This is a genomic window from Amycolatopsis sp. GM8, assembly GCF_021653975.1.
In the GTDB taxonomy this organism is placed as follows: domain Bacteria; phylum Actinomycetota; class Actinomycetes; order Mycobacteriales; family Pseudonocardiaceae; genus Amycolatopsis_E.
In genome coordinates this window covers 309,696-332,031 of sequence record NZ_JAJKFK010000005.1, presented here as the reverse complement: position 1 = coordinate 332,031, position 22,336 = coordinate 309,696, and the positions used below count along the sequence as shown (strand labels likewise).

The 22,336-nt window shown below is 70.3% G+C and carries 22 protein-coding genes; 15 read left to right on the top strand and 7 right to left on the bottom strand.

Annotated elements, in window-relative coordinates:
* Positions 1-7 precede the first annotated feature (7 nt).
* Entirely contained in the window at positions 8-1,582 is a 1,575-nt protein-coding gene (gene aceB / locus LOZ83_RS25045; protein WP_236794099.1) for a malate synthase A, read from the top strand.
* A gap of 2 nt (positions 1,583-1,584) precedes the next feature.
* The gene (locus LOZ83_RS25040) at positions 1,585-2,775 is read left to right on the top strand and encodes an aldolase/citrate lyase family protein (RefSeq protein ID WP_236794096.1); all 1,191 of its coding nucleotides are present in this window, start codon (positions 1,585-1,587) and stop codon (positions 2,773-2,775) included.
* On the opposite strand, the gene LOZ83_RS25035 is transcribed toward LOZ83_RS25040, so the two are convergent.
* Positions 2,772-3,653: a TIGR03620 family F420-dependent LLM class oxidoreductase gene (locus tag LOZ83_RS25035; RefSeq protein ID WP_236794094.1), complete on the bottom strand. Its 882-nt coding sequence runs from the start codon at positions 3,651-3,653 to the stop codon at positions 2,772-2,774. The genes LOZ83_RS25040 and LOZ83_RS25035 overlap by 4 nt on opposite strands.
* 70 nt (positions 3,654-3,723) lie before the next feature.
* A complete protein-coding gene (locus tag LOZ83_RS25030) occupies positions 3,724-5,169 on the bottom strand; it encodes a PucR family transcriptional regulator (protein WP_236794093.1) in 1,446 nt (481 codons plus the stop codon).
* Positions 5,170-5,238: 69 nt separating this feature from the next.
* Here LOZ83_RS25030 and LOZ83_RS25025 point away from each other — a divergent pair, with 69 nt between their 5' ends.
* From LOZ83_RS25025 to LOZ83_RS24995, 7 genes are all read left to right on the top strand, one after another.
* Positions 5,239-5,574, top strand: a complete 336-nt coding sequence (locus tag LOZ83_RS25025) for a helix-turn-helix transcriptional regulator (protein WP_236794091.1) — start codon at positions 5,239-5,241, stop codon at positions 5,572-5,574.
* Positions 5,574-6,170, top strand: coding sequence for an SRPBCC domain-containing protein (locus tag LOZ83_RS25020; protein ID WP_236794089.1), 597 nt, complete (start codon positions 5,574-5,576; stop codon positions 6,168-6,170). The genes LOZ83_RS25025 and LOZ83_RS25020 overlap by 1 nt, the downstream gene beginning before the upstream one ends.
* 116 nt (positions 6,171-6,286) lie before the next feature.
* Positions 6,287-7,144 carry a xanthine dehydrogenase family protein subunit M gene (locus LOZ83_RS25015; protein WP_236794087.1) on the top strand — a complete coding sequence of 286 codons (858 nt, stop codon included), beginning with the start codon at positions 6,287-6,289 and terminating at the stop codon, positions 7,142-7,144.
* On the top strand, positions 7,135-7,593 hold the full coding sequence (locus LOZ83_RS25010) for a (2Fe-2S)-binding protein (RefSeq protein ID WP_236794085.1): 459 nt from the start codon (positions 7,135-7,137) through the stop codon (positions 7,591-7,593). Before LOZ83_RS25015 ends, LOZ83_RS25010 begins: the two co-directional genes overlap by 10 nt.
* Entirely contained in the window at positions 7,590-8,921 is a 1,332-nt protein-coding gene (locus LOZ83_RS25005; protein ID WP_236794083.1) for an 8-oxoguanine deaminase, read from the top strand. The genes LOZ83_RS25010 and LOZ83_RS25005 overlap by 4 nt, the downstream gene beginning before the upstream one ends.
* On the top strand, positions 8,918-11,116 hold the full coding sequence (locus LOZ83_RS25000; RefSeq protein ID WP_236794081.1) for a molybdopterin cofactor-binding domain-containing protein: 2,199 nt from the start codon (positions 8,918-8,920) through the stop codon (positions 11,114-11,116). The genes LOZ83_RS25005 and LOZ83_RS25000 overlap by 4 nt, the downstream gene beginning before the upstream one ends.
* Positions 11,117-11,270: 154 nt before the next feature.
* Positions 11,271-12,686 carry an NCS2 family permease gene (locus LOZ83_RS24995; protein ID WP_236794080.1) on the top strand — a complete coding sequence of 472 codons (1,416 nt, stop codon included), beginning with the start codon at positions 11,271-11,273 and terminating at the stop codon, positions 12,684-12,686.
* On the opposite strand, the gene LOZ83_RS24990 is transcribed toward LOZ83_RS24995, so the two are convergent.
* The gene (locus tag LOZ83_RS24990; protein WP_236794355.1) at positions 12,656-13,216 is read right to left on the bottom strand and encodes a TetR/AcrR family transcriptional regulator; all 561 of its coding nucleotides are present in this window, start codon (positions 13,214-13,216) and stop codon (positions 12,656-12,658) included. The genes LOZ83_RS24995 and LOZ83_RS24990 overlap by 31 nt on opposite strands.
* Positions 13,217-13,298: 82 nt before the next feature.
* Between LOZ83_RS24990 and LOZ83_RS24985 the strand changes: the two genes are divergently transcribed.
* Positions 13,299-14,129 carry an alpha/beta fold hydrolase gene (locus LOZ83_RS24985; protein ID WP_236794079.1) on the top strand — a complete coding sequence of 277 codons (831 nt, stop codon included), beginning with the start codon at positions 13,299-13,301 and terminating at the stop codon, positions 14,127-14,129.
* Between the two features lie 166 nt (positions 14,130-14,295).
* Here the strand turns inward: LOZ83_RS24985 and pucL are convergent, their stop codons facing one another.
* Genes pucL through LOZ83_RS24965 form a run of 4 tightly spaced genes read right to left on the bottom strand, consistent with a single transcriptional unit; the run spans position 14,296 to position 16,448 of the window.
* Positions 14,296-15,165 carry a factor-independent urate hydroxylase gene (gene pucL / locus LOZ83_RS24980; RefSeq protein WP_236794078.1) on the bottom strand — a complete coding sequence of 290 codons (870 nt, stop codon included), beginning with the start codon at positions 15,163-15,165 and terminating at the stop codon, positions 14,296-14,298.
* A gap of 5 nt (positions 15,166-15,170) precedes the next feature.
* Positions 15,171-15,485: a hydroxyisourate hydrolase gene (uraH, locus tag LOZ83_RS24975; RefSeq protein WP_236794076.1), complete on the bottom strand. Its 315-nt coding sequence runs from the start codon at positions 15,483-15,485 to the stop codon at positions 15,171-15,173.
* Positions 15,482-15,949: a 2-oxo-4-hydroxy-4-carboxy-5-ureidoimidazoline decarboxylase gene (locus LOZ83_RS24970; protein WP_374202708.1), complete on the bottom strand. Its 468-nt coding sequence runs from the start codon at positions 15,947-15,949 to the stop codon at positions 15,482-15,484. Before LOZ83_RS24970 ends, uraH begins: the two co-directional genes overlap by 4 nt.
* 31 nt (positions 15,950-15,980) lie before the next feature.
* Positions 15,981-16,448, bottom strand: a complete 468-nt coding sequence (locus LOZ83_RS24965) for a helix-turn-helix domain-containing protein (protein ID WP_236794073.1) — start codon at positions 16,446-16,448, stop codon at positions 15,981-15,983.
* A 90-nt stretch (positions 16,449-16,538) separates the two neighbouring features.
* On the opposite strand from LOZ83_RS24965, the gene LOZ83_RS24960 reads away from it, so the two are divergent.
* From LOZ83_RS24960 to alc, 5 genes are read left to right on the top strand one after another with little or no spacing between them, the layout of a single operon-like run.
* A complete protein-coding gene (locus LOZ83_RS24960) occupies positions 16,539-17,324 on the top strand; it encodes a hydroxypyruvate isomerase family protein (RefSeq protein ID WP_236794072.1) in 786 nt (261 codons plus the stop codon).
* On the top strand, positions 17,321-18,184 hold the full coding sequence (locus LOZ83_RS24955) for a 2-hydroxy-3-oxopropionate reductase (protein WP_236794070.1): 864 nt from the start codon (positions 17,321-17,323) through the stop codon (positions 18,182-18,184). The genes LOZ83_RS24960 and LOZ83_RS24955 overlap by 4 nt, the downstream gene beginning before the upstream one ends.
* Positions 18,185-18,186: 2 nt before the next feature.
* Positions 18,187-19,881, top strand: coding sequence for a glyoxylate carboligase (gene gcl, locus LOZ83_RS24950; RefSeq protein ID WP_236794068.1), 1,695 nt, complete (start codon positions 18,187-18,189; stop codon positions 19,879-19,881).
* A gap of 26 nt (positions 19,882-19,907) precedes the next feature.
* A complete protein-coding gene (allB, locus tag LOZ83_RS24945) occupies positions 19,908-21,233 on the top strand; it encodes an allantoinase AllB (RefSeq protein WP_236794066.1) in 1,326 nt (441 codons plus the stop codon).
* On the top strand, positions 21,230-22,237 hold the full coding sequence (gene alc / locus LOZ83_RS24940; RefSeq protein ID WP_236794064.1) for an allantoicase: 1,008 nt from the start codon (positions 21,230-21,232) through the stop codon (positions 22,235-22,237). The genes allB and alc overlap by 4 nt, the downstream gene beginning before the upstream one ends.
* Positions 22,238-22,336: the final 99 nt, after the last annotated feature.

Here is a 22,336-nt window from a genome sequence, read left to right as displayed (position 1 = left end):
TTGCCGCATGTCTGAAGCCCAGGTGCTCGGCGGGTCGGTCGAGCGAGGCGACGAGATCCTGACGCGCGAGGCGCTGGCATTCCTGGCCGGTCTGCACGACAACTTCGCCGCCCGCCGCGACGAGCTGCTGCAGGCCCGCGGCAAGCGCCGCGAGGAGGCCAAGCGGACCGGACGCCTGGACTTCCTGCCCGACACCAAGGAAATCCGCGAGAGCGACTGGCAGGTGGCCGAGGCGCCCGCGGCGCTGCGCGACCGCCGCGTCGAGATCACCGGCCCCACCGACCGCAAGATGACCATCAACGCGCTGAACTCGGGCGCGAAGGTGTGGCTCGCGGACTTCGAGGACGCGAACACCCCGCACTGGCGCAACGTCGTCGGCGGCCAGGTCAACCTGTACGACGCGATCCGGGGCGACATCACGCTCGACAGTAACGGCAAGCACTACGAGCTGAAGAAGGACGCGCCGCTCGCGACGATCGTCGTCCGCCCGCGCGGCTGGCACCTCGACGAGCACAACCTGACCTTCGGCGGCCGCAAGGCCGTCGGCGCGCTGGTCGACTTCGGGCTGTACTTCTTCCACAACGTGCGCGCTCTGCTGGCGAACGACGCCGGCCCGTACTTCTACCTGCCCAAGATGGAAAGCCACCTCGAAGCGCGGCTGTGGAACGACGTGTTCACGCACGCCGAGAAGGAGCTGGGCATCGAACACGGCACGATCCGGGCGACCGTGCTGATCGAGACCATCCCCGCCGCGTTCGAGATGGAAGAGATCCTCTACGAGCTGCGCGAGCACGCCTCGGGGCTCAACGCGGGCCGCTGGGACTACCTGTTCAGCATCATCAAGTACTTCCGCGACGCGGGCGAGAAGTTCGTGCTGCCCGACCGCAACAGCGTCACGATGACCGCGCCGTTCATGCGTGCCTACACCGAGCTGCTGGTGAGCACCTGCCACAAGCGTGGCGCGTTCGCGATCGGCGGCATGGCCGCGTTCATCCCGAGCAAGGACCCGCAGGTCAACGAGACGGCGTTCGCGAAGGTCCACGACGACAAGGCGCGCGAGGCGGGCGACGGGTTCGACGGCTCGTGGGTCGCGCACCCGGGCATGGTCGGCATCTGCCGCGAGGAGTTCGACAAGGTCCTCGGGGACAAGCCGAACCAGCTCGACCGTAAGCGCGAAGAGGTGTCCGTGACCGCGGACGAGTTGCTGAACGTGGCGGCCACCGAGGGTTCGGCCACCGCGGCCGGGCTGCGCGCCGCGGTTGACGTCGGCGTCCGGTACATCGCGTCCTGGCTGGGCGGCAACGGCGCGGCGGGCATCCACAACCTGATGGAGGACGCCGCGACCGCCGAGATCTCCCGGTCGCAGATCTGGCAGTGGGTGCAGAACGGCACCACGCTGGACAACGGCGAGAAGGTCACGCGCGAGCTCGTGAAGACCGTGCTCGACGAGGTGCACAAGGAGCTGGACGGCCAGGTCCCGGGCGAACTGCTGGCGCCGGCGATCGAGCTGTTCGAGGAGGTCGCGCTCGCCGAGCAGTACGTCGACTTCCTGACCCTGTCCGCGTACGAGCGGATTTCCTGACGGTGGCAGGGCGGCTCGCCGAGGAGACGTACGCCGCGGCGGATGCTCGACTGTCCGAAGTGGACGCGAGGGTCGCCGCCCGCTATCCCGGCGAGCCGGCCGGGCGCCAGCCGGTGCACACGGTGTACGTGCCCGCGCACCGGTACGGCCCCGGCCTGCTCGCCGAGTGGGGTGCGCGGGCGGCGGAGATCTTCGCGGAGCGCGGGGACGAGCTCGGGCTGGACGAAGGCATCGCCGAGCGGGTGCGGCGGAAGCTCGCCGAGGAGCCGATCGAGGATTTACGGATCGACTTCGAGGACGGCTACGGCAATCCCGGTGACGCGGCCGAGGACGCGATCGCTGTCGAGTGCGGCCGCGTCCTGGCCGCCGCGCCCAAGCCCCCCTTCGTCGGGATCCGGTTCAAGAGCTTCGAGCAGGCCACCCGGCGACGCGGAATCCGCACGCTCGACCTGTTCCTCGGCGGGCTGCTGGCGGACGGCGAGCTGCCGCCCGGGTTCGTGGTGACGCTGCCGAAGGTCACCGCGGTCGAGCAGGTCGCCGTCGCCGCGGAGATCCTCGGCGAGCTGGAGAAGGCGTACGGGCTGGCGGAACGCGCGCTGCGGTTCGAGGTCCAGATCGAGACGGCGCAGTCCATTGTGGACACCGATGGCACGGTCGCGGTGGCGCGGATCATCCAGGCCGCCGACGGCCGGTGCAGCGGCCTGCACTACGGCACCTACGACTACAGCGCGGGCCTGGGGATCGCCGCGGCGTACCAGAGCATGGAGCATCCGGCGGCGGACTTCGCGAAGGAGCTGATGCAGGTCAGCGCCGCCGGGACCGGGGTGCGGCTGTCGGACGGCTCAACGAACCGGCTGCCCGTGGGTGACGCCGTGCTCGAAGGCTGGCGCGAGCACCTGCGGCTCGTCCGGCGGTCCCTGGAGCGCGGTTTCTACCAGGGCTGGGACCTGCATCCCCACCAGTTGCCGACGCGGTTCGCCGCGACGTACGCGTTCTTCCGCGAAGGCTTTCCCGCTGCCGCCGCCCGGTTGCGGGACTATGTGTCGCAAGTGGACAGTGGTGTGCTCGACGAGCCCGCCACGGCGCAGGCGCTGGCGAGCTTCCTGTGCCGGGGCCTGGACTGCGGGGCGCTCGACCAGGACGAGATGCCGCTGACCCGGGACCGCCTCGACGCGTACGCCCGGCGGGCCTAAAGCGAGGTCAGCGCCGGGGCGAGTTCGACGAACTGGTCGACGCCGGTGGCGTAGTCGGTGTCGATGGGGAGCATGAGCTCGACGTGGTCAGCACCGGCGGCCAGGTGCTCGCGGACCTTCGCGGCGATCCGGTCCGGGCTGCCGTAAGCCACGAGCGCGTCGACGAGCCGGTCGCTCGCCTCCGTCACGTCCTGCTCCGTGAAGTCCAGGCCAGCGAAACTCGCCACGGCGTTGGGCATCGCCAGGAAGGGCGCCACCGCCGCGCGGGCGGCGGCGCGGTCGCCGTCCGGGATCACCGTCAGGCCCATGACCAGCAGCTTGCCGGGGCCGAGGATTTCCCGCGCCTGAACGGTGAACGCGGTCGGGCGGGTCGCGGGCAGTGCGCCGTCGGCGATCTCGGCGGCCAGCGCGAGCATCTTCGGCCCGTTCGCCGCGATGAGCCGTGGGTAGGCGCCGTCGGCTGCGGGCGGCCACGTCGGTTCGTCCATTTTGGACACATAGTCGCGCATCGTGGCCAGCGGGCTGCCGAACTCGCGCCCGACGGCTTCCGCCTGCTGCGGGTAGCCGACGCCGAGCCCGAGCGCGAACCGGCCGGGATGGGCCTGTGCCAGCAACGCCGCCGCGGCGTGCGTCGTCTGCGGTGCGCGGACCCAGATGTTGGCGACGCCGGTGCCGAAGGTCATCCGCTCGGTCGCGGCCAGCAGCACGCCGAGTTGCACGAGCGCGTCCTTGCCGAGGACTTCGTTGGTCCAAGCGGTCCCGTACCCGGCGGCCTCCAGCTTCGCGGCCGCGTCGCGCTGCAGATCGGCGTGCGGGGTGCTGCTGAAGGTGATCGGCAGGGCCACGCCGACCCGGCCCAGAACCGTGCTGTTCTCCATGCCGCCATCGTCGGCCCGGGACTCGCGCGCGTCCAAGGCCCGTTTCGCATCGGGCAATGCGGTTCGGGCATCACGCCTGGAGTGCGAGGTACACGTCCACCTGGGTGGTGAAATCGTTCAGGTCCAGCCCCAGCAGTTCCGAGGCACGCGCGATGCGGTAGCGCAAGGTGTTGACGTGCACGTGCAGCGCCTTCGCCGCGGCGGTGGGGGAGCTGGAGCACTCCAGGAACACCCGCACGGTTCGCACGAGATCCGTGCCCTGTGCGGTGTCGTACGCCAGCAGCGTGCCCAGGACGCGTTCGCGCACCGAGCGCCGCAGCTCGTCGGGCGCACCGGCGATCAGCAGGCGGTGCGCTGGGATGTCCTCGCCCGCGACGACCGCCAGCGGCTCGCCGCGACGGGCCGCGACTTCCACGGCGTGCACGGCTTCCTGTGCCGCGCCGCGCAGGCCGTCGACGGTGGCCGGGCCGCTGACGCCCGCGAACACCCGGGAAACGTCGATAAATCGCTCCACAGTGGACAAACGGTGGCGTGCGATCGACGCCCACTGAGGAGGCCAGCGCTCGTCGGCTTCCACGACGGCGTAAGCATCCTCGCCGACGACGCCGAACGACGCCGGCGCCTCCGTGAGCAGGTCGGTGAGCAGTTCCGAGGCCAGGGCCGGCCCGTCGTCCGGGGTTCGCGCCAGCACCACGCGCACCGGAGCCGTGCGGCCCGAGGAAGCGAACGCCGCCGCGAGGTCGCCGGAACCGCCGGCCAGCGCAGTGAACAGCGGTTCGGCCGCCCGGTCGGCCATCCGCCGCACCTGGTCGGCACGGGCGCGCGCGAGGCTGATCAGCCCGGCGAGCTCGTCGGCCAGGTCGTCGGTCTCCGGCGAGCGCACCGCGAGGATCCACGGGATCACGAACCGCCCGCCGATCGGCAGCAGCGAGTACTCGTCGTGCACCGTGCGCTCGCGGCCGGGGTTGAACCACTCGACCGGCGGCGCGGCCGGCACGGTGCCGCCGATGACGCGCCCGGTGCCGGACAGGACCCAGCACGGCACGCCGAGTTCCTCCGCGCCCTGCCGCAACAACACCGGCAGCGAAGCGTCCGCTGTGGACAGTAAGCGCTTTCGCGCGCCGCTGGGCGCACGGCCCCGATCCGCCGCGAGCGCCAGCACGACGCGTTCGGTGATCACCGCGAACGACAGGTCCGCGGGTACTTCGAGCAACGGGATCCGGTGCTGCGTGCAGGCCCGCACGACTTCCTCGGGGATCCCGCCGGTGTCCGCGCCCGATGCCACGACCGCCGCGACCCCGGCGCGGGCCAGCGTGGCCACCCAGGGATCGGCGTCACCCAGCTCGCGCCACCACAGCAGGCCGGTCAGCACGACCTCGCCCGCGGAGACGTACCGGCCCGGATCGGGCAGCTCGGTCACGTAGATCCGGCTGATCTCGCGGGCGAGCAGCGCCGACCCCGTGCGCAGCCGCAGTCGCAGCTCCGGGATCTCCAGCAGGGTCTTCACGGCGGTCATAGTCGGCCGATCGTACCCGAGCTATTTAAGCCTTGACTTATATAAGCGCATACTGGCACGATTCGGGCCGTGCACGCGTTCGACGTCCTCGGGGATCCCGTGCGCCGCCGCATCCTCGAGCTGCTGGTGGCGGGGGAGCAGACCTCGGGCGCGATCAGCGCGGCCATCCAGGATGAGTTCGGCATCTCCCAGCCCGCGGTCTCCCAGCACCTGCGGGTCCTCCGGGAGAGCGGATTCACCACGGTGCGCGCCGAGGGCGCGCGCCGCCTGTATGCCGTGGACGCCGGGCCGTTGGCCGAGGTGGACGCGTGGCTGGACCGGTTCCGCGGGTTCTGGAACCAGCGTCTCGACGCGCTCGGCACCGAGTTGTCCCGTGGTAAGCGAGAACGTAGGAAGGAGACATGATGGACATTTCCGAAGAGATCAACGCCATCCGCCGGGAGGTGCGCGGCCGGGTGGTGGTCCTCCGGCGCGAGTACGACGCCGAGATCGAGGACGTGTGGGACGCCTGTACGAATCCCGAGCGCATCCCGCGGTGGTTCCTGCCGGTCACCGGCGACTTCCGGCTCGGCGGGCGCTACCAGCTCGAAGGCAACGCGGGCGGCGAGATCCTGAAGTGTGAAGAGCCGACGCTGCTGCGGGTGAGCTGGATCTTCGGCGAGATGCCGGCCACCTTCGTCCAGGTGCGGCTGAGCTCCGTCGACGGCGGCACGCTGTTCGAGCTCGAGCACTCCGGCGACGTGGACGAGAAGTTCTGGGACCAGTTCGGGCCGGGCGCGGTGGGCGTCGGCTGGGATCTCACGCTGCTCGGGCTCGTCCTGCATCTGTCGGGGCAGGCGAAGCCGGGTCCGGAGTGGGAGACCTCGCCCGAGGCGGCGGAACTGATGCGGGCCAGCGCCGCGGCCTGGCGCACGGCGCACGAGGAGTCGGGCGAGGACCCGGCGCAGGCGAAGGCCGCGGCCGAGCGGACCACGAGCTTCTACGTGCCGAAGCCCGAATAGTTTTCCCCGGCGTCATCCGGTTTGTGTGAAAGTACGAACGGAGGCCCGTGACCAGGGCCTCGGTTCATACTTCCGCGCCGTTGCCGTGGTCTGGGTCACGGCGTTCTACTGACCAGGTGGATTTCCTGCGACCCCAGAACCTCGCGGAGGCGCTGGCCCTCAAGGCCGAGCGCCCGGACGCGGTGCCCATCGCCGGCGGCACCGACGTGATGGTCGAGCTGAACTTCGACCACCGGCGGCCGGCCGCCCTGCTCGATCTCAACCGCGTCGGTGAACTTGCCGGTTGGTCTGCCTCGGACGCCGGGGTGCGGCTCGGCGCCTGCGTGCCGTACACGCGGGTCATCGCGGAGCTGGGCGACCGGCTGCCCGGGCTGGCGATGGCCGCGCGGACCGTGGGTTCGCCGCAGATCCGCAACCGCGGCACGGTCGGCGGCAATCTCGGCGCGGCCTCGCCCGCCGGGGACACGCATCCGGTCCTGCTCGTCACGGGCGCCCGGATCGAAGCCGCGTCGACCCGGGGTACCCGGCTCATCCCGGCCGACGAGTTCTATGTCGGTGTCAAACGGAATGCGCTCGCCGACGATGAGTTGATCACCGCCGTGCACCTGCCGGCGAGCGAGGGGGCCCAGCAGTTCTCGAAGGTCGGCACGCGCAACGCGATGGTCATCGCGGTGTGCTCGTTCGCGCTCGCCATCGAGAACTACCAGGTGCGGGCGGCCATCGGCTCGGCGGCGCCGACCCCGCGCCGGGTCCCGGAGGCCGAGGAGTTCCTCGCCGGGGAACTGCCCTGGGGCTCGCCGCTGCCGGACTCGCTCAAGCGCCGGTTCGGTGAGCTGGTCGCCGCGGCCGCGCGGCCGATCGACGACGTCCGCGGCACCGCCGCCTACCGCAAGCACGCCCTGTCCGTCCTGGCCCGGCGCACGCTGGGCTGGGCGTGGCAGGACATCCTCGGGAGGGATTCCGCATGCGCCTGAACGTGACCGTGAACGGCGAGGCCAAACAGGCCGACGACGTGTGGGAAGGCGAGAGCCTGCTGTACGTGCTGCGCGAGCGGCTCGGTCTCCCGGGCTCGAAGAATGCTTGCGAGCAAGGGGAATGCGGGTCCTGCACGGTGTATCTCGACGACGTGCCCGCGTGCTCGTGCCTGGTCGCGGCCGGGCAGGCCGAGGGCCGGGAGGTGCGCACCGTCGAGGGCCTGGCCGACGGCGAGCGACTCGACCCGGTGCAACAGTCCTTTGTGGACGCTGGCGCGGTGCAGTGCGGGTTCTGCACGCCGGGACTGGTGGTCGCGGCGCACGACCTGCTGAACCGGGTACCGGATCCGAGCGACGAGGAGATCCGCGAGGCGCTCGCCGGAAACCTGTGCCGCTGCACGGGATACGAGAAGATCCTGGACGCGGTGCGGATGGCGAGCACACGATGAGAACGGTCCTGAACAACGCGGCGATCGCGACCGTCGACGCCGAGGGCACCGAGTACCGCGACGGGCACGTGGTGATCGAGGACGAGCGAATCGTCGCGGTCGGCTCCGGGGCGGCCACCGGCGACGTCGAGATCGACGCGCGCGGCTGCCTGATCACGCCGGGCCTGGTGAACACCCATCACCACCTGTACCAGTGGGCGACCCGCGGTCTCGCCGCCGACTCGACGCTGTTCCAGTGGCTCGTCGAGCTGTACCCGATCTGGGGCAGGCTCGACGCGCGGATCACGCACGCGGCCGCGAGCGCGGGGCTCGCCCGGCTCGCGCTGACGGGCTGCACGACCGTCGCCGACCACCACTACGTGTTCCCGCGCGAGGGCGGCGACCAGGTCGCGGCGCTGGTCGAGGCCGCCGGCCGGATCGGCGTGCGCGCCCACATCGTGCGCGGTTCGATGGACCGCGGCGTGTCCGACGGCGGACTGCCACCGGACAACCTGGTCGAGACCACCGAGGCCGCGCTGCTCGGCACCGAGCAGGCCATCGACGCGTATCACGACGCCTCGGAAAACGCGCGGATCCGGATCGCGGCCGGCCCGTGCTCGCCGTTCTCGGTGACCGAAAAGCTCATGACGGGCGCCGCGGAACTGGCTCGCCGCAAGGGAGTCCGGCTGCAGACGCACCTCGCCGAAACCCTCGACGAGGAACAGCAGTGCCTGGCCGAGTTCGGCTGCACCCCGGCCGAGTACGCCGACAAGGTCGGCTGGCTCGGCGCGGACGTCTGGATGGCGCACTCGGTGCACCTGGCGCCCGCGGCCGTCCGCCGTTTCGGCGCGACCGGCACCGGCGCCGCGCACTGCCCGACGTCGAACGGGCGGCTGGGCACCGGAATCGCGCCCGTGCGTGACCTGCTCGACGCGGGCGCCCCGGTCGGCCTCGGTGTCGACGGCGCGGCGTCGAACGAGTCCGGCGGGCTGGGCGAGGAGTTGCACCAGGCGTTGCTGCAGGCGCGGCAACGCGGCGGCCCGACGGCGCTGACGGTCCGGGAAGCGTTGCACATGGGCACGATGGGCGGTGCCCGATGCCTTGGCAGGGAAGGGGAACTGGGCTCGCTGGAGCCGGGGAAGCTCGCGGACCTGGCCGTGTGGGACCTGGGCGGTCTGCTCTATGCGGGGATCGAGGATCCGGTCGCGGCGCTGGTGCTCGGCGCCACCCCACCGCTGAAGCTGGTCATGGTCGGCGGGGAAACCATTGTGGCCGAGGGAGAACTGCGCACGGCTGACGAGTCTGTGGTCGCCGGTGAGCTCGCCAGCGCCGCAAGGAGGCTGCGATGACGACGACCGAGCAGGCCACCGGCACCGCGAACGGGATCGGCACGAGCCCGCGCCGCCCGGACGGGACCGGCAAGGTGCGCGGCGAGTTCGCGTACTCCTCCGACCTGTGGCACGAGGACATGCTGTGGGGCGCGACCCTGCGCAGCCCCCACCCGTACGCGCGGATCAAGGGCATCGACCTCACGGAAGCCGTTGCCGTGCAAGGGGTTTACGCGGTGCTGACGCACGAGGACGTGCCCGGCGTCAACCGGTACGGCCTGGAGCATGCCGACCAGCCGGTGCTCGCCGTCGATGTCGTGCGGTACCAGGGCGAACCGGTCGCGCTCGTCGCGGCCGACCATCCGGAGACCGCGCGCCGTGCGATGAAGCGGATCAAGGTCGAGTACGAGGTGCTCGAGCCCGTGACGGACGTCGTGAAAGCGGTTTCCGGCGAGGGTGCCCGGCTGCATCCGGGCGGGAACATCGTGCGGCATGTGCCGATCCGGCACGGGAATCCGAACGCGACGGCCGAGGTCGTCGTCACCGGCTCGTACGAGGTCGGCATGCAGGACCAGGCGTTTCTCGGCCCCGAGTCGGGGCTCGCGATACCGGCGGAGGACGGCGGCGTCGACCTGTTCGTCGCCACCCAGTGGCTGCATGTGGACCAGCGGCAGATCGTCGCCGCGCTCGGGTTGCCCGAAGAGAAGGTGCGGCTGACCCTCGGCGGGGTCGGCGGCGCGTTCGGCGGCCGGGAGGATCTGTCGATCCAGGTGCACGCGTGCCTGCTCGCACTGCGGACCGGCAAGCCGGTGAAGATGGTCTACAACCGCGAGGAATCCTTCTACGGCCACGTGCACCGGCATCCTGCGACGCTGCACTACGAGCACGGTGCCGACCGCGACGGGAGGCTCGTCTACGTCAAGGCGCGCATCTACCTCGACGGCGGGGCGTACGCGTCCTCGACGCCCGCCGTGGTGGCGAACGCGGCGACGCTCGGCGTCGGACCGTACGACGTGCCGAACGTGTCGATCGACTGCTGGGGCACGTACACCAACAACCCGCCGTGTGGCGCGATGCGCGGATTCGGTGCGGTACAAGCGGGTTTCGCCTATGAGTCGCAAATGGACAGACTCGCCGAAGCGTGCGGGCTCGACCCGGTCGAGGTCCGGCTGCGCAACGCGATGAGCGAGGGTTCGGTGCTGCCGACCGGGCAGGTCGTGGACTCCGCGGCCCCGGTCGCCGAGCTGTTGCGGCGCCTCACAGCCAAGCCGCTGCCGCCCGCGCCGCTGGAGGAACGGGATCTGCGCACGCTGCCCGGCGGGGTGTCCAACACGACGCACGGCGAAGGCGTGGTGCGCGGCGTCGGGTACGCGGTCGGGATCAAGAACGTCTGCTTCTCCGAAGGCTTCGACGACTACTCCACCGCGCGGGTGCGGCTCGAGGTGGTCGGCGGGGAGCCGGCCGCGACCGTGCAGACCGCGGCGTGCGAGGTCGGTCAGGGCCTGGTCACGGTGCTGCAGCAGATCGTGCGCAGCGAGCTGGGCGTCGAGCGCGTGACGATCCTGCCGATGGACACCACGATCGGTAACGCCGGATCGACCTCGGCGTCCCGGCAGACCTACGTCACCGGCGGCGCGGTGCGTGCGGCGTGCCTTGCTGTGCGCGAGGCGCTCGGCCCGCTCTCGCCGTACGAACTCGGCGACAAGGTGCTGGACGAGACCGTCGAATGGCGGCACCGGCCCACCGAGACGCTCGATCCCGAGACCGGCGCCGGGAACGCCCATGTGCAGTACGGGTTCGCGGCGCACCGCGCGGTGGTCGACGTCGACGTGGACCTCGGGCTGGTGAAGGTCGTCCAGCTCGACTGCGCGCAGGACGTCGGCAAGGCGCTCAACCCGCAGGCCGTGCTCGGGCAGATCCAGGGCGGGTCGGCGCAGGGGCTGGGGCTCGCCGTGATGGAGGAGATCCAGACGCGGGACGGGAAGATCCGCAACCCGTCGTTCACCGACTACCTCATCCCGACCGTGCTCGACATGCCGCCGATGTCCATCGACGTGCTCGAGCTGGCCGATCCCCACGCGCCGTACGGGCTGCGCGGGGTCGGCGAACCGCCGACGATCTCGTCCACCCCGGCGATCGTCGCGGCGATCCGGGCGGCCACCGGCCAGGCGCTCACCCGCGTCCCCGTCCGCCCCGAACACATCACCGGAACGTAGAACTCACCGTCCCGAGCGTCGGACTCGCGGGCCCCCGCGCGAGTCCGACGCTCACGACGGCGAGTTCTACGTTCACGACCGCGAGTTCGACATTCCAGACCGCGAGTTCGACATTCGTGGCCGCGATTCTGCGCGTGCCCGCGAGGAGGCGAGCATGATCCAGCTGCGCACCAGGCCCACCCCCCGAAAGTCCTTTGTGGACTCCTACTTCGGCATCTCGCGCCGTGGCAGCAGTGTCGGGCGGGAGATCCGCGGCGGCATCACCACATTCGTCGCGATGTGCTACATCGTGCTGCTGAACCCGTTGATCCTCGGCGCGTCCGCCGACATCACCGGCGCGAAGCTCAGCACCGAGCAGGTCACCACCGCGACCGCGCTCGCGGCGGGTGTCACCACCGTCCTCATGGGACTGTTCGGCCGCGCACCGCTCGCGCTCGCCGCGGGGCTGGGCATCAACGGCGTCGTCGCGTTCCAGATGGCGCCGGAGATGACCTGGGCGCAGGCCTTCGGGCTCGTCGTGCTCGAAGGTGTGTGCATCGTGCTGATGGCGGTGTCCGGGGTGCGCGAGCGGATCATCAACGCGATCCCGATGGCGCTCAAGACCGCGATCACCGTCGGCATCGGCCTCTACATCGCGCTCGTCGGCCTGGTCAGCGCCGGGTTCGTGACGCGGACCCCGGACTCGGCGGACTCGACGGTGCCGGTGCGGATGGGCCTCGACGGGCATCTCACCGGCTGGCCGATCCTCGTCTTCTGCGTCGGCCTGCTGCTGATGATCGTGCTCGTGTCGCGCAAGACACCCGGCGCGGTGCTGATCAGCATCGTGGTCGCCACCGTGCTCGCGATCATCGTGAACGCCGCGTTCCACCCGTCCGGGTGGGGCCTGGTAAAACCGACGGTACCGACGCATGTCGTCGCGACCCCGGATTTCAGCCTGCTCGGGCATATCGACCTGTTCGGCGGCTTCGCCTCGGCGGGACCGGTGACCGCGTGCGTCTTCCTGTTCACCCTGGTGCTGTCCGGGTTCTTCGACGCCATGGGCACGATCACGAGCGTGTCCGAGGAAGCCGGGCTCGTCCGCGACGGGCGCGTCGAGGGCATGGGCCGGATCCTGCTGGTCGACGGCTTCGGCGCGCTCGCCGGCGGGCTCAGCGGTTCCGCGCCGAACACGGTGTTCCTGGAGTCCGCGGCGGGCGTGGGGGAGGGGGCGCGCACGGGTCTCGCGAGCGTGGTGACCGGCGGGCTGTTCACCGTCACCCTGTTCCTGACCCCCATCGCCGCGATCGTGCCCGCGCAGGCCGCCGCGCCCGCGCTCGTCGTCATCGGCGGCATGATGATGGCGCAGGCACGCCGGATCCCTTGGCAGGACATCGATGTCGCGATCCCGGTGTTCCTGATCGCGGCGGTCATCCCGTTCACCTACTCGATCACCAACGGCATCGGCGCCGGGCTGATCGCCTACGTGCTGATCAAGATCGCGAAGGGCCGGGTCCGCGAGGTCGGCTGGCTGCTCGGGGTGCTGGCCGCGATCTTCGCGGTCTACTTCGCCGCGGGTTCCTTCATGAGCTGACGCGCCATCGTGGCGGCGGTTTCCCCGGCGACGGCGAGCGGCTCGACGTCGCGCAGCGAACGGCTGAGCACGAACGCGCCCTCCAGGCTGGTGATCACCGCGATGGTGAGCTTGCGCGCGTCCTTTTCGGACAGTCCGAACCGGGCGAACGTCTCGGTTCCCTTGTCGATCCAGGCGTTGAACACCTCCGCGGTGGCCAGGCGCAACGGTTCGCTGGTGCTCGCGACCTCGAGCGCGACGGTCGCGATCGGGCAGGCGTCGGCGTAGTCGGTTTCCTTGAGCGTGACCGCGGCTCCGGCGAAGGCGGACTCGATACCGCTCACCGGGTCGTCCGCGGGGGTGATGAAGATGTCGAACAGCTGGCCGTAGAGCAGGCCCGACTCACGGATGACCTCCGCGCCCAGTTGTTCCTTGCCGCCGGGGAAGAAGTGGTACAGCGAGCCGAACGGCGCGCCCGCCGCGGTGACGATCTGCTTGAGCCCGGTCCCGGTGTAGCCGTTGCGGCGGAACAGTTCGGCGCTCGCGTTCATGATGCGCTCTTTGGTGTTGCCCACCCGGCGAGTCTACGTTACCGTCCAGCTAGAGCGATCTATCAAATTTGGGGAGGGCGTCATGCCCGAGGTAGAGCTTTCCGCAGGCCCGATCGAGTACTCGGACACCGGTGGGGACGGTCCGGTGCTCGTCCTGCTGCACGGTCTGACGATGGACGGCACGTTGTGGCGCAAGGTGGTGCCGGGCCTGGCCGGGTACCGCTGCATCCTGCCGACACTGCCGCTGGGCGGGCATCGCACGCCGATGCGCCCGGACGCGGACCTGTCGATGCCCGGCATGGTCCAGCTCATGTGGGAGTTCCTGGAGAAGCTGGACCTACGGGACGTCACGCTCGTGCTCAGCGACTGGGGCGGCGCGCAGTACCTGATCTCCGAGGAGAAGGCCGACCGCGTCGGGCGCCTCGTGATGGTCGCCTGCGAGGCGTTCGACAACTACCCGCCGGGTCTGCCCGGCTGGCTCATCGTGCAGGCGGCGCGGATGCCCGGCGGGCTCGCGGCGGTGATGAGACTGTTGCGGCTCCAGGCTTTCCGGCGGGCCCCGGGCGGCTGGGGGTGGATGAGCAAGCGTCCGGTGCCGCGTGAGGTCATGGACGGCTGGTTCCGGCCCGCGACCGATTCGGCCGAGATCCGCCGCGACATCAAGAAGTACGGGCTTTCGGTGCCGCCGAAAGAAACTCTGCTGGAGTGGGCGGACCGGCTGAAGGCCTTCGACCGGCCGGTGCTCGTCGTCTGGGCGACCGAGGACAAGGTGATGCCGCGCGAGCACGGCCGCCGCCTCGCCGACCTGTTCCCCGACGCGAAGCTCGTCGAGGTCGAGGACAGCTACACCCTCATCCCCGAGGACCGCCCGGACGTCCTGATCAAGGAACTCCGCGAGTTCGTCCCCGCTTGACCGGCGTGTTCGTCCCTCCCGCGCGCGTGTTTGCCCGCTGCGTCACCGAGTTGGCCCGCTGCGTCGGTGAGTTGGCCTCGTGCGCGGCAAACTCACCGACGTGGATTGCCAACTCACCGACGTGGGCGGCCAACACGCCCGCGCGGGCGGCCAACACGCCGCGGGGTCAGGACCAGGCGAGGCCGGGGTCTTCGGCGTCGTCGCGCTGCACGGTGCCTTCGATGAGGCCGTACGGGCGGTCGGCGGCGTAGAAGACCTCGTTGTCGTTCTCGAGCCCGAACGGCGACAGGTCGACCAGGAAGTGATGCCTGTTCGGCAGCGACAACCGGATCTCCGCCACCTCCGGCCGCGCCCGCAGCACCGCCTCGCCCATCGCGTACAGGGTCTGCTGCAGCGAATAACTGTGCAGCGTCGCGAACTTCTCCAGCATGATCCGCCGGATCTCGGTAAAGCTCTTGCCCCAGTCGACCTCCGAACCCTGGTAGCGCCAGCGCGCGGTCACGGCCGTCGCCAGGATGCGGTCGTCGGTCTCGGCCAGCGTCGTGTACTCGTCGCGCGGGAACCCGTGGAACTCCGACCCTGTGGACTTGAGCACGACGAGGTCGCGCAGCCCGGACACGACCCACGCGCGGTCACCGTCGATCGTCACCGCCGTCGTGCGTTTTTCATCCCCCGCGCGGGAAAACGAGTGGTCGTGCGGCTTGCCGTCGACCGTGATGCGGTCCCAGCCGTGCTCGTCGATCAGGATCCGCGCCCCCGTGATGTTCCCATGCACAAAGTGCCGGGCGAGCCGCAGCGCGAAGTCTTCGATCTCGCCGACCGGGGCCTGCTTCGCGAACGCGTAGACGGTGTTCTTCTGCGTGTCCGTGGCCAGCACGCCCGCGTTGTCGCCGGTCAGGTGCGTCGCGGCGAGGTCACCACGCAGCGAGGTGGACACGGTGAGATCCTTGATCGCGTGCACCGGACCGCTGCGGTTGACCGTGACCAGGCGGACTTCGGCCTTGCCGTACTGGTTGGGGCCCAGGGTGATGGCCACGGCGATCAGCTCCCTCGGTAGGTGGAGTAGGCGAACGGGCTGAGCAGGATCGGCACGTGATGGTGCGCGGCGCCGTCGGTGATCCGGAACGTCACGGCGATCTCCGGGAAGAAACCGTCCGGGCCCAGGTAGGCCGCGGTGTCGAAGACCAGGCGGTACACACCGGGTTCGAGCGTCTCCGGGCCGAGGTCGCGGATGCGGCCGTCGTCGTCGGTGCGCCCCTCGGCGACGAGCTTTCCCTCGGATTCCAATCGCACGGGCAGTCCGGCAGCAGGGCGCCCGGCCGCGGTGTCGAGGACATGCGTTGTCACCAGACTCACGCGGTCACCAGCTTTCCCAGTCGCAGCAAGGCGATCTTGACCAGTTCCCGCCCGGCGACGGCGAGTTCGGTGTCCGGGTCGTTGCCCATCCGTTCACGCAGGTTGGCCAGCAGCTCCTCGCCGCTGCGACCGCTCGCGCACACCAGGAACACGTGCCCGAACCGCTCCTCGTACTCGACGTTGGCCGCGCGGAACTTCTCCGCGGCCGCACTGTCCACACCGGACTGCTCGGCCTTCGACACGCCGGCCGCCTTCTCGCCTATCCGGGGATGCGCCGCCATCGCACGATGGATCTCGGCGGGCTCCAGCGCGATCTCCGCGCGCGACCGCAACGCGCCGACGTCGGCATACGGCCGCCCGGCCAGCACGGAAGAGACCCAGCGCGGCACGTCGAGACAGCCCGCGAGGTCCGCCTGGAGCCGGGAGGGCGGCGCGGAGTTGAAGCCGGCCAGGTCGAATGCCACGGCACGATCCTCCTTCAACAGTTTGTTGAAGTCAATGCTGGCGGTTGAGGTAGTTGTAGACGGTGAACCGGGTGACCCCCAGCGCCGCGGCGATCGTGACCACGGCTTTCCGCATGGCGAAGGCGCCGCGTTCCTCCAGCAGGCGCACCGCTCGCTGCTTCTCCGTGCGGTCGAGATCCAGGAGGCTCCCGCCCAGTTGGGCCTCGACCTCGACGATGAGCCGTTCCAGCGTGTGCGGGGGAGTGTCGGAAGGCGGCTGGGCGTCATCCGAGGAAAGCTGGAGCGTGAACCGGGTGGCGCCACCGTCGAGGGCGGCACGGGCGATCGCGGGCAGTGCGTCGATCAAGGCTTCGGACTCGCCGCGCGCGGTCGTGCCGAGCGGGCCGAAGTCCACGGTGAGCCCGGCCTTCGTGGCGGCTTCGCGGGCGCGGACGGCGTGTTCGGGCGGCTCACCTTCGCCGCGGAACGGTTCGGTGGTGAACTCGGCCTTCAGTTCCACGACCCGCACGGTATCCCGTTGACGCCCGAGCCGCTACGGAGCTATTCTCGTTTTACGGAAATAAACTTCCGCTATACGGAAGAAGAGGCCATGCGCTACGACGTGAACCTTTCCATCCTGTTCACCGAGCTTCCCGTGCTCCGGCGAGCCGACGCCGCCCGCAAGGCCGGTTTCACCGCGGTCGAGTACTGGTGGCCGTTCGATACGGCGAGTCCCGGTGACCGCGAAGTCGACGAGTTCGTCCGGTCGGTCGCCGACGCGGGAATGAGCCTGGTCGGCCTGAACTTCTTCGCCGGGGACATGCCCGCCGGTGACCGCGGCATCGTGTCCTGGATAGGGCGCGAGCAGGAGTTGGCCGACAGCGTCGACATCGCCGTCGGGATCGCCGACCGGCTGGGTTGCCGCACCTTCAATGCCTTGTACGGCAACCGGGTCGACGGCCAGGATCCGGTCGCACAGGACGAGCACGCACTGTCCACATTGGAGGAAGCGGCGACGGCGGTCGCGCGGATCGGCGCGCGGCTGGTACTCGAACCGCTCTCCGGCGCGGACCGCTACCCGCTCAAGACGGCGGCGGACGCGCTCGCCGTCATCGACAAGGTGGGCCGGGACAACATCTTCCTGCTGTTCGACCTGTACCACCTCGGCACCAACGGGGACGATCTCGGCGCGGTGATCCAGCAGCACACCGCGCGCATCGGGCACGTGCAGATCGCCGACGTCCCCGGCCGGCACGAGCCCGGCACCGGGCACCTGGACATCACCGGCTACCTGGCCGAACTCGCGGCGGCGGGCTACGACGGGCACGTCGGGCTCGAGTACAAGCCGAGTGGGCGCAGCGAGGAGTCCTTCGACTGGCTGGAGGGGAAACGATGACGAAGATCGGGTTCATCGGGCTGGGCATCATGGGCGGGCCGATGGCGGCCAACCTGGTCAAGGCCGGGTTCGAGGTCACCGGCTACAACCGCTCACAGTCCAAAGTGGACAAGCTTGTGGCGGCGGGTGGCCACGGCGCGGCCGGTGTCGCCGAGGCGGTGCGCGACGCGGACATCGTGGTCACGATGCTGCCCGACTCGCCCGACGTCGAAGCGGTCGTCCTCGGCGAGGCCGGCGTGCTCGCGCACGCGAAGGAAGGCGCGCTGCTGATCGACTGCAGCACCATCCGCCCCGACGTCTCGCGCGCGATCGCCGGGCGCGTCCGGGCGCTCGACGCGCCGGTGTCCGGCGGCGAGCAGGGCGCGATCGAAGGCACCTTGTCGATCATGGTCGGCGGCGCGGACGCGGACTTCGCGGCCGCGCGCGACGTGCTCGAAGCGGTCGGCAGCACGATCATGCACGTCGGCGCCGCGGGCGCCGGGCAGACCGTCAAGGCCGCCAACCAGCTGATCGTCGCCGGCACCATCGAACTGGTCGCCGAGTCACTGGTGTTCCTCGAAGCGCACGACGTCGACACCGACGCGGCGATCAAGGTGCTCGCCGGTGGCCTCGCCGGCAACCGCATCCTCGACCGCAAGGCCGCCGCGATGGTCAAGCGCGAGTTCACCCCGGGCTTCCGGGTCGAGCTGCACCACAAGGACCTCGGCATCGCGCAAGCCGCGGCGCGCGAGGCCGGCGTCGTGATCCCACTCGGCGCGGTGGTCGCGCAGCTCATGGCGTCGCTCAAGGCCCAGGGCCACGGCGGCCTCGACCACGGCGCGCTGCTGAAGCTCGTCGCCCAACTCTCCGGACGGGAGTAGCCATGCCCAGAATCCCCGTGATGCAGGCCGTCGTCGAGATCCTCGCGAGCGAGGGCGTCGACACCGCGTTCGGCTGCCCCGGCGCCGCGATTCTCCCGCTGTACAAGGCAATGGAGGACCACGGCGGCATCGAGCATCTCGTCGTGCGCCATGAGGAAGGCGCTACGCACATGGCCGACGGCTGGGCGCGCACCACCGGCAACGTCGGGGTCGCGATCGGCACCTCCGGCCCGGCGGGCACCAACATGATCACCGGCCTGTACACCGCGCAGGCCGACTCGATCCCGATCCTGTGCATCACCGGCCAGGCGGTTTCGTCGAAGCTGCACCAGGAGGCGTTCCAGGCGGTCGACATCGTCGAGATCGCCAAGCCCGTCACGAAATGGGCCGTGCAGATCAAGGAAGCCGCGCAGGCGCCGTGGATCTTCCGCGAGGCGTTCCGGATCGCGCGGTCGGGCCGCCCGGGCCCGGTGCTGATCGACCTGCCGCTGGATGTGCAGAAGCAGGAGATCGAATGGGATTCGAGCATCGACTGCCCGCTCCCGGTCCCCGTCGTCACCCCGTACCGGCCGCGCGTCGAGCGGGCGCTGGACCTGCTGCTCGCGGCCGAGCGCCCGATGATCCTCGCCGGCGGGGGAGTAGTGCTGAGCGAGGCCGCCGAACAGCTTCGCGCGGTCGCCGAGCGGCTCGGCGTACCGGTGCAGGTCACGCTCATGGGCAAGGGCAGCTTCCCGGAGGACCACGAGCTTTTCGCCGGGATGGCCGGCATCCAGACCTCGCAGCGCTGGGCCAACGCGGCGTTCCTCGAAGCGGATCTGGTGCTGGCACTGGGCGCGCGCTTCGGCGACCGGCACACCGGCGAGCTTGAGGTGTACCGCGGTGACCGGAAGTTCATCCACGTCGACATCGAGCCCACCCAGCTGGGCCGGGTGTTCGGCCCGGATCTCGGCATCGTGTCCGACGTGCGCGAGTTCCTGAACGTGCTGGTGGACGCCGTGCGCGACCGCGAAGTGGTGGCGGATCGCGGGGAGTGGGTGAAGCGCATCGCCCAGCTGAGGCAGGACCTGCCGCGCCGCGAGGACTTCGAGACCACGCCGATCAAGGCGCCGCGGGTGTTCCGTGAGATCAACGACCTGTTCGGCGAGGACACGTACTTCGTCACCGCGATCGGGCTGTACCAGATCTGGTCGGGCCAGTTCCAGCGCGCGCACCGGCCGCGGCACTACCAGGTGTGCGGGCAGGCCGGGCCGCTCGGCTGGGAGATCCCGGCGGCGATCGGGGTGAAGAAGGCCCGCCCGGAGGCGGAGGTCGTCGGCATCGTCGGGGACTACTCGTTCCAGTTCCTGGTCGAGGAGCTCGCCGTCGCCGCGCAGTACGACGTCGCGTTCGTGCTGATCATGCTCAACAACGAGTACCTGGGCCTGATCCGGCAGGCCGAGCGCGGCTATGAGATGAACTACCAGGTCGACATCCACTACGACCAGCACGGCACGGACAACGTGAAGATCATGGCCGCCTACGGCTGCACCGGCACGCGGGTGACCGAGCCCGGCGACATCCGTTCGTCGATCGAATGGGCACGCAAGGAAGCCGTGCGCACGAGCCGTCCGGTGCTGGTGGAAATCGTGATCGAGCGCACCGGAAACGCGGCCATGGGCACTTCGCTGGCTAACGTGGTTGAGTTCGAGGGGGTATGAGTCCGCCGGGGTAGGAGGAGGTTCTCGTGGAGCTGGTGTTCCGGACTCGGCGTGCGGTGACGTCCGCGGGCGAGGGGTCGTTCGACGTCGGTGTGGATGGCGGTCGCATCGTGGCCGTCGCGGCCTACGGCGAGCTGGTCGGTCCGCGCGTCGTCGAACTGGGCGACGACGAGGTCCTGTTGCCGGGGCTCGTCGACACCCATGTCCACGTCAACGATCCCGGGCGCAGCGACTGGGAGGGCTTCGAGACGGCGACCCGCGCGGCGGCGGCCGGTGGCATCACGACGATCGTCGACATGCCGCTGAACAGCCTGCCGCCGACGGTCGACGTCGCCGCGCTGGAGCTCAAGCGCAAGACCGCGGCCGGGCGCGTGCACGTCGACGTCGGGTTCTGGGGTGGGGCGATCCCCGGCAACAGCGCGGATTTGGGTGCCCTGCACGAGTCCGGGGTGTTCGGGTTCAAGTGCTTCCTGCTGCACTCGGGCGTGGATGAGTTCCCGCCGCTGGAGACCGGGGAGCTGGAAGCGGACCTGCGGATCCTGGCCGATCTCGGCGCGATGATGATCGTGCACGCCGAGGACCCCGACACGATCGAGCAAGCCCCGCAGGCGCACGGCGGGCACTACGCCGACTTCCTGAACTCGCGGCCGCGCGAGGCGGAGAACGTCGCGATCGCCCGGGTGATCGAGCTGGCGCGGCGGACCGGGGCGCGCGTGCACATCCTGCATCTGTCCTCTTCGGACGCTCTCGCGATGATCGGCGCGGCGCGGCGCGAGGGGGTGGCGCTCACCGTCGAGACCTGCCCGCACTACCTGACGTTCAGTGCCGAGGAGATCGCCGACGGCGCCACGCAGTTCAAGTGCTGCCCGCCGATCCGTGAGTCGCGCAATCGGGAACTGCTGTGGCAGGGCCTGGCCGACGGCACGATCGACTTCGTGGTCAGTGACCATTCGCCGTGCACGCCGGAGCTGAAACGGTTCGACATCGGCGATTTCGGCGAGGCGTGGGGCGGGATCGCGAGCCTGCAGGTCGGGCTGCCCGCGGTGTGGACGGGCGCGCGAGACCGCGGGTTCACCCTGGCCGACGTGGTCCGGTGGATGGCGGAGCGGCCGGCCGCGCAGGCCGGGCTGGCGCGCAAGGGGCGGATCGAGATCGGTGCGGACGCGGACTTCTGCGTGTTCGCGCCGGACGAGCAGTTCGTGGTGGATGTTGCGAACCTGCGGCACCGCAACCCGGTCAGCGCCTATCACGGCCGGGCGCTGACCGGGGTCGTCCGGTCGACCTGGTTGCGGGGCAAGGAGATCGGGTCGGTGGCCGAAGGTGAGTTACTGGTACGAGGAGGGATTTCGTGAACGACCGTCCAGTGTGGACGAACGAGCCGGATCTCGCGTCGCGGCGCGTCGGCGGCGGTGTGGTGTGGGCCAACGACGAGCTGTTCGCCGAGCGGGAAAACCTGGTCAAGCCCGGGAAGCCCGAGTTCCAGCCGTGGAGCTTCGGGCACAAGGGGCAGATTTACGACGGCTGGGAGACGCGCCGCCGCCGCGAGCCGGGAGCCGACCAGGCGATCGTCCGGCTCGGCCTGCCCGGTGTGGTGTCGGGCGTCATCGTCGACACGGCGTTCTTCACCGGGAACTACCCGCCGTTCGCCTCGGTCGAAGCTGTTGCCGTTGAGGGATATCCGAGCCCGGTCGAACTGTCCTCATTGGACTGGACGACGCTCGTGGACAAGTCCCCGTTGCGGGGCGATGCCGAGAACTTCTTCGAGGTGTCGTCGGCACGGCGCTGGACGCATGCCCGGTTGACGATCTATCCCGACGGCGGGGTCGCCCGGTTCCGGGTGCACGGCGCGCCGGTGGCCGACCCGCGGCTGCTCGATCTCGGCGCGCTGGACCTCGCGGCGCTGGAGAACGGCGCGAGGGTAACCGAGGCGAGCAACATGTTCTACTCGTCGCCGAGCAACCTCATCTCGCCCGGGTTCGCCTCGGTGATGGGGGAGGGCTGGGAAACCGCGCGGCGGCGGGACGACGCCAACGACTGGGTAGTGATCGCGCTCGCCGGTGCGGGCGTGCCGCGCCTGGCTGAGCTGGATACCAGTCATTTCAAGGGAAACGCGCCCGGCTGGGCCGCGTTGTCGGGTTCCGTCGACGGCGATTCGTGGTTCGAGGTGCTGCCCCGCACCCGCCTGCAACCGGACACCCGGCACCGCTTCCCGCTGGTGGAGGTCCCGGAGCTGCGCTACCTCCGGCTGGACATCTACCCCGACGGCGGGATGGCCCGCCTCCGCCTGCACGGCGGCCTGACCGAGCAAGGCCGTAAGGACTTCACCGCCCGCTTCCAAGCGGCCCAGCCTTCCTGACCGTCGAACTCGGTGTCCTGAACGTACGACTCAGCGTCTGGAGCGTCGGGGGGGGGGGGGGGCCCCCCCCGCCCACACGCGCCGACCGGTGGGGGGCAC

What these genes read in the sequence shown, in the direction of transcription:
- aceB (WP_236794099.1), top strand. Translation starts at nt 8, where the DNA reads ATGTCTGAAGCCCAGGTGCTCGGCGGGTCGGTCGAGCGAGGCGACGAG.
- LOZ83_RS25035 (WP_236794094.1), bottom strand. Translation starts at nt 3,653, where the DNA reads ATGGAGAACAGCACGGTTCTGGGCCGGGTCGGCGTGGCCCTGCCGATC.
- LOZ83_RS25030 (WP_236794093.1), bottom strand. Translation starts at nt 5,169, where the DNA reads ATGACCGCCGTGAAGACCCTGCTGGAGATCCCGGAGCTGCGACTGCGG.
- LOZ83_RS25020 (WP_236794089.1), top strand. Translation starts at nt 5,574, where the DNA reads ATGGACATTTCCGAAGAGATCAACGCCATCCGCCGGGAGGTGCGCGGC.
- LOZ83_RS25010 (WP_236794085.1), top strand. Translation starts at nt 7,135, where the DNA reads ATGCGCCTGAACGTGACCGTGAACGGCGAGGCCAAACAGGCCGACGAC.
- LOZ83_RS25005 (WP_236794083.1), top strand. Translation starts at nt 7,590, where the DNA reads ATGAGAACGGTCCTGAACAACGCGGCGATCGCGACCGTCGACGCCGAG.
- LOZ83_RS25000 (WP_236794081.1), top strand. Translation starts at nt 8,918, where the DNA reads ATGACGACGACCGAGCAGGCCACCGGCACCGCGAACGGGATCGGCACG.
- LOZ83_RS24995 (WP_236794080.1), top strand. Translation starts at nt 11,271, where the DNA reads ATGATCCAGCTGCGCACCAGGCCCACCCCCCGAAAGTCCTTTGTGGAC.
- LOZ83_RS24990 (WP_236794355.1), bottom strand. Translation starts at nt 13,216, where the DNA reads ATGAACGCGAGCGCCGAACTGTTCCGCCGCAACGGCTACACCGGGACC.
- LOZ83_RS24985 (WP_236794079.1), top strand. Translation starts at nt 13,299, where the DNA reads ATGCCCGAGGTAGAGCTTTCCGCAGGCCCGATCGAGTACTCGGACACC.
- LOZ83_RS24960 (WP_236794072.1), top strand. Translation starts at nt 16,539, where the DNA reads ATGCGCTACGACGTGAACCTTTCCATCCTGTTCACCGAGCTTCCCGTG.
- LOZ83_RS24955 (WP_236794070.1), top strand. Translation starts at nt 17,321, where the DNA reads ATGACGAAGATCGGGTTCATCGGGCTGGGCATCATGGGCGGGCCGATG.
- gcl (WP_236794068.1), top strand. Translation starts at nt 18,187, where the DNA reads ATGCCCAGAATCCCCGTGATGCAGGCCGTCGTCGAGATCCTCGCGAGC.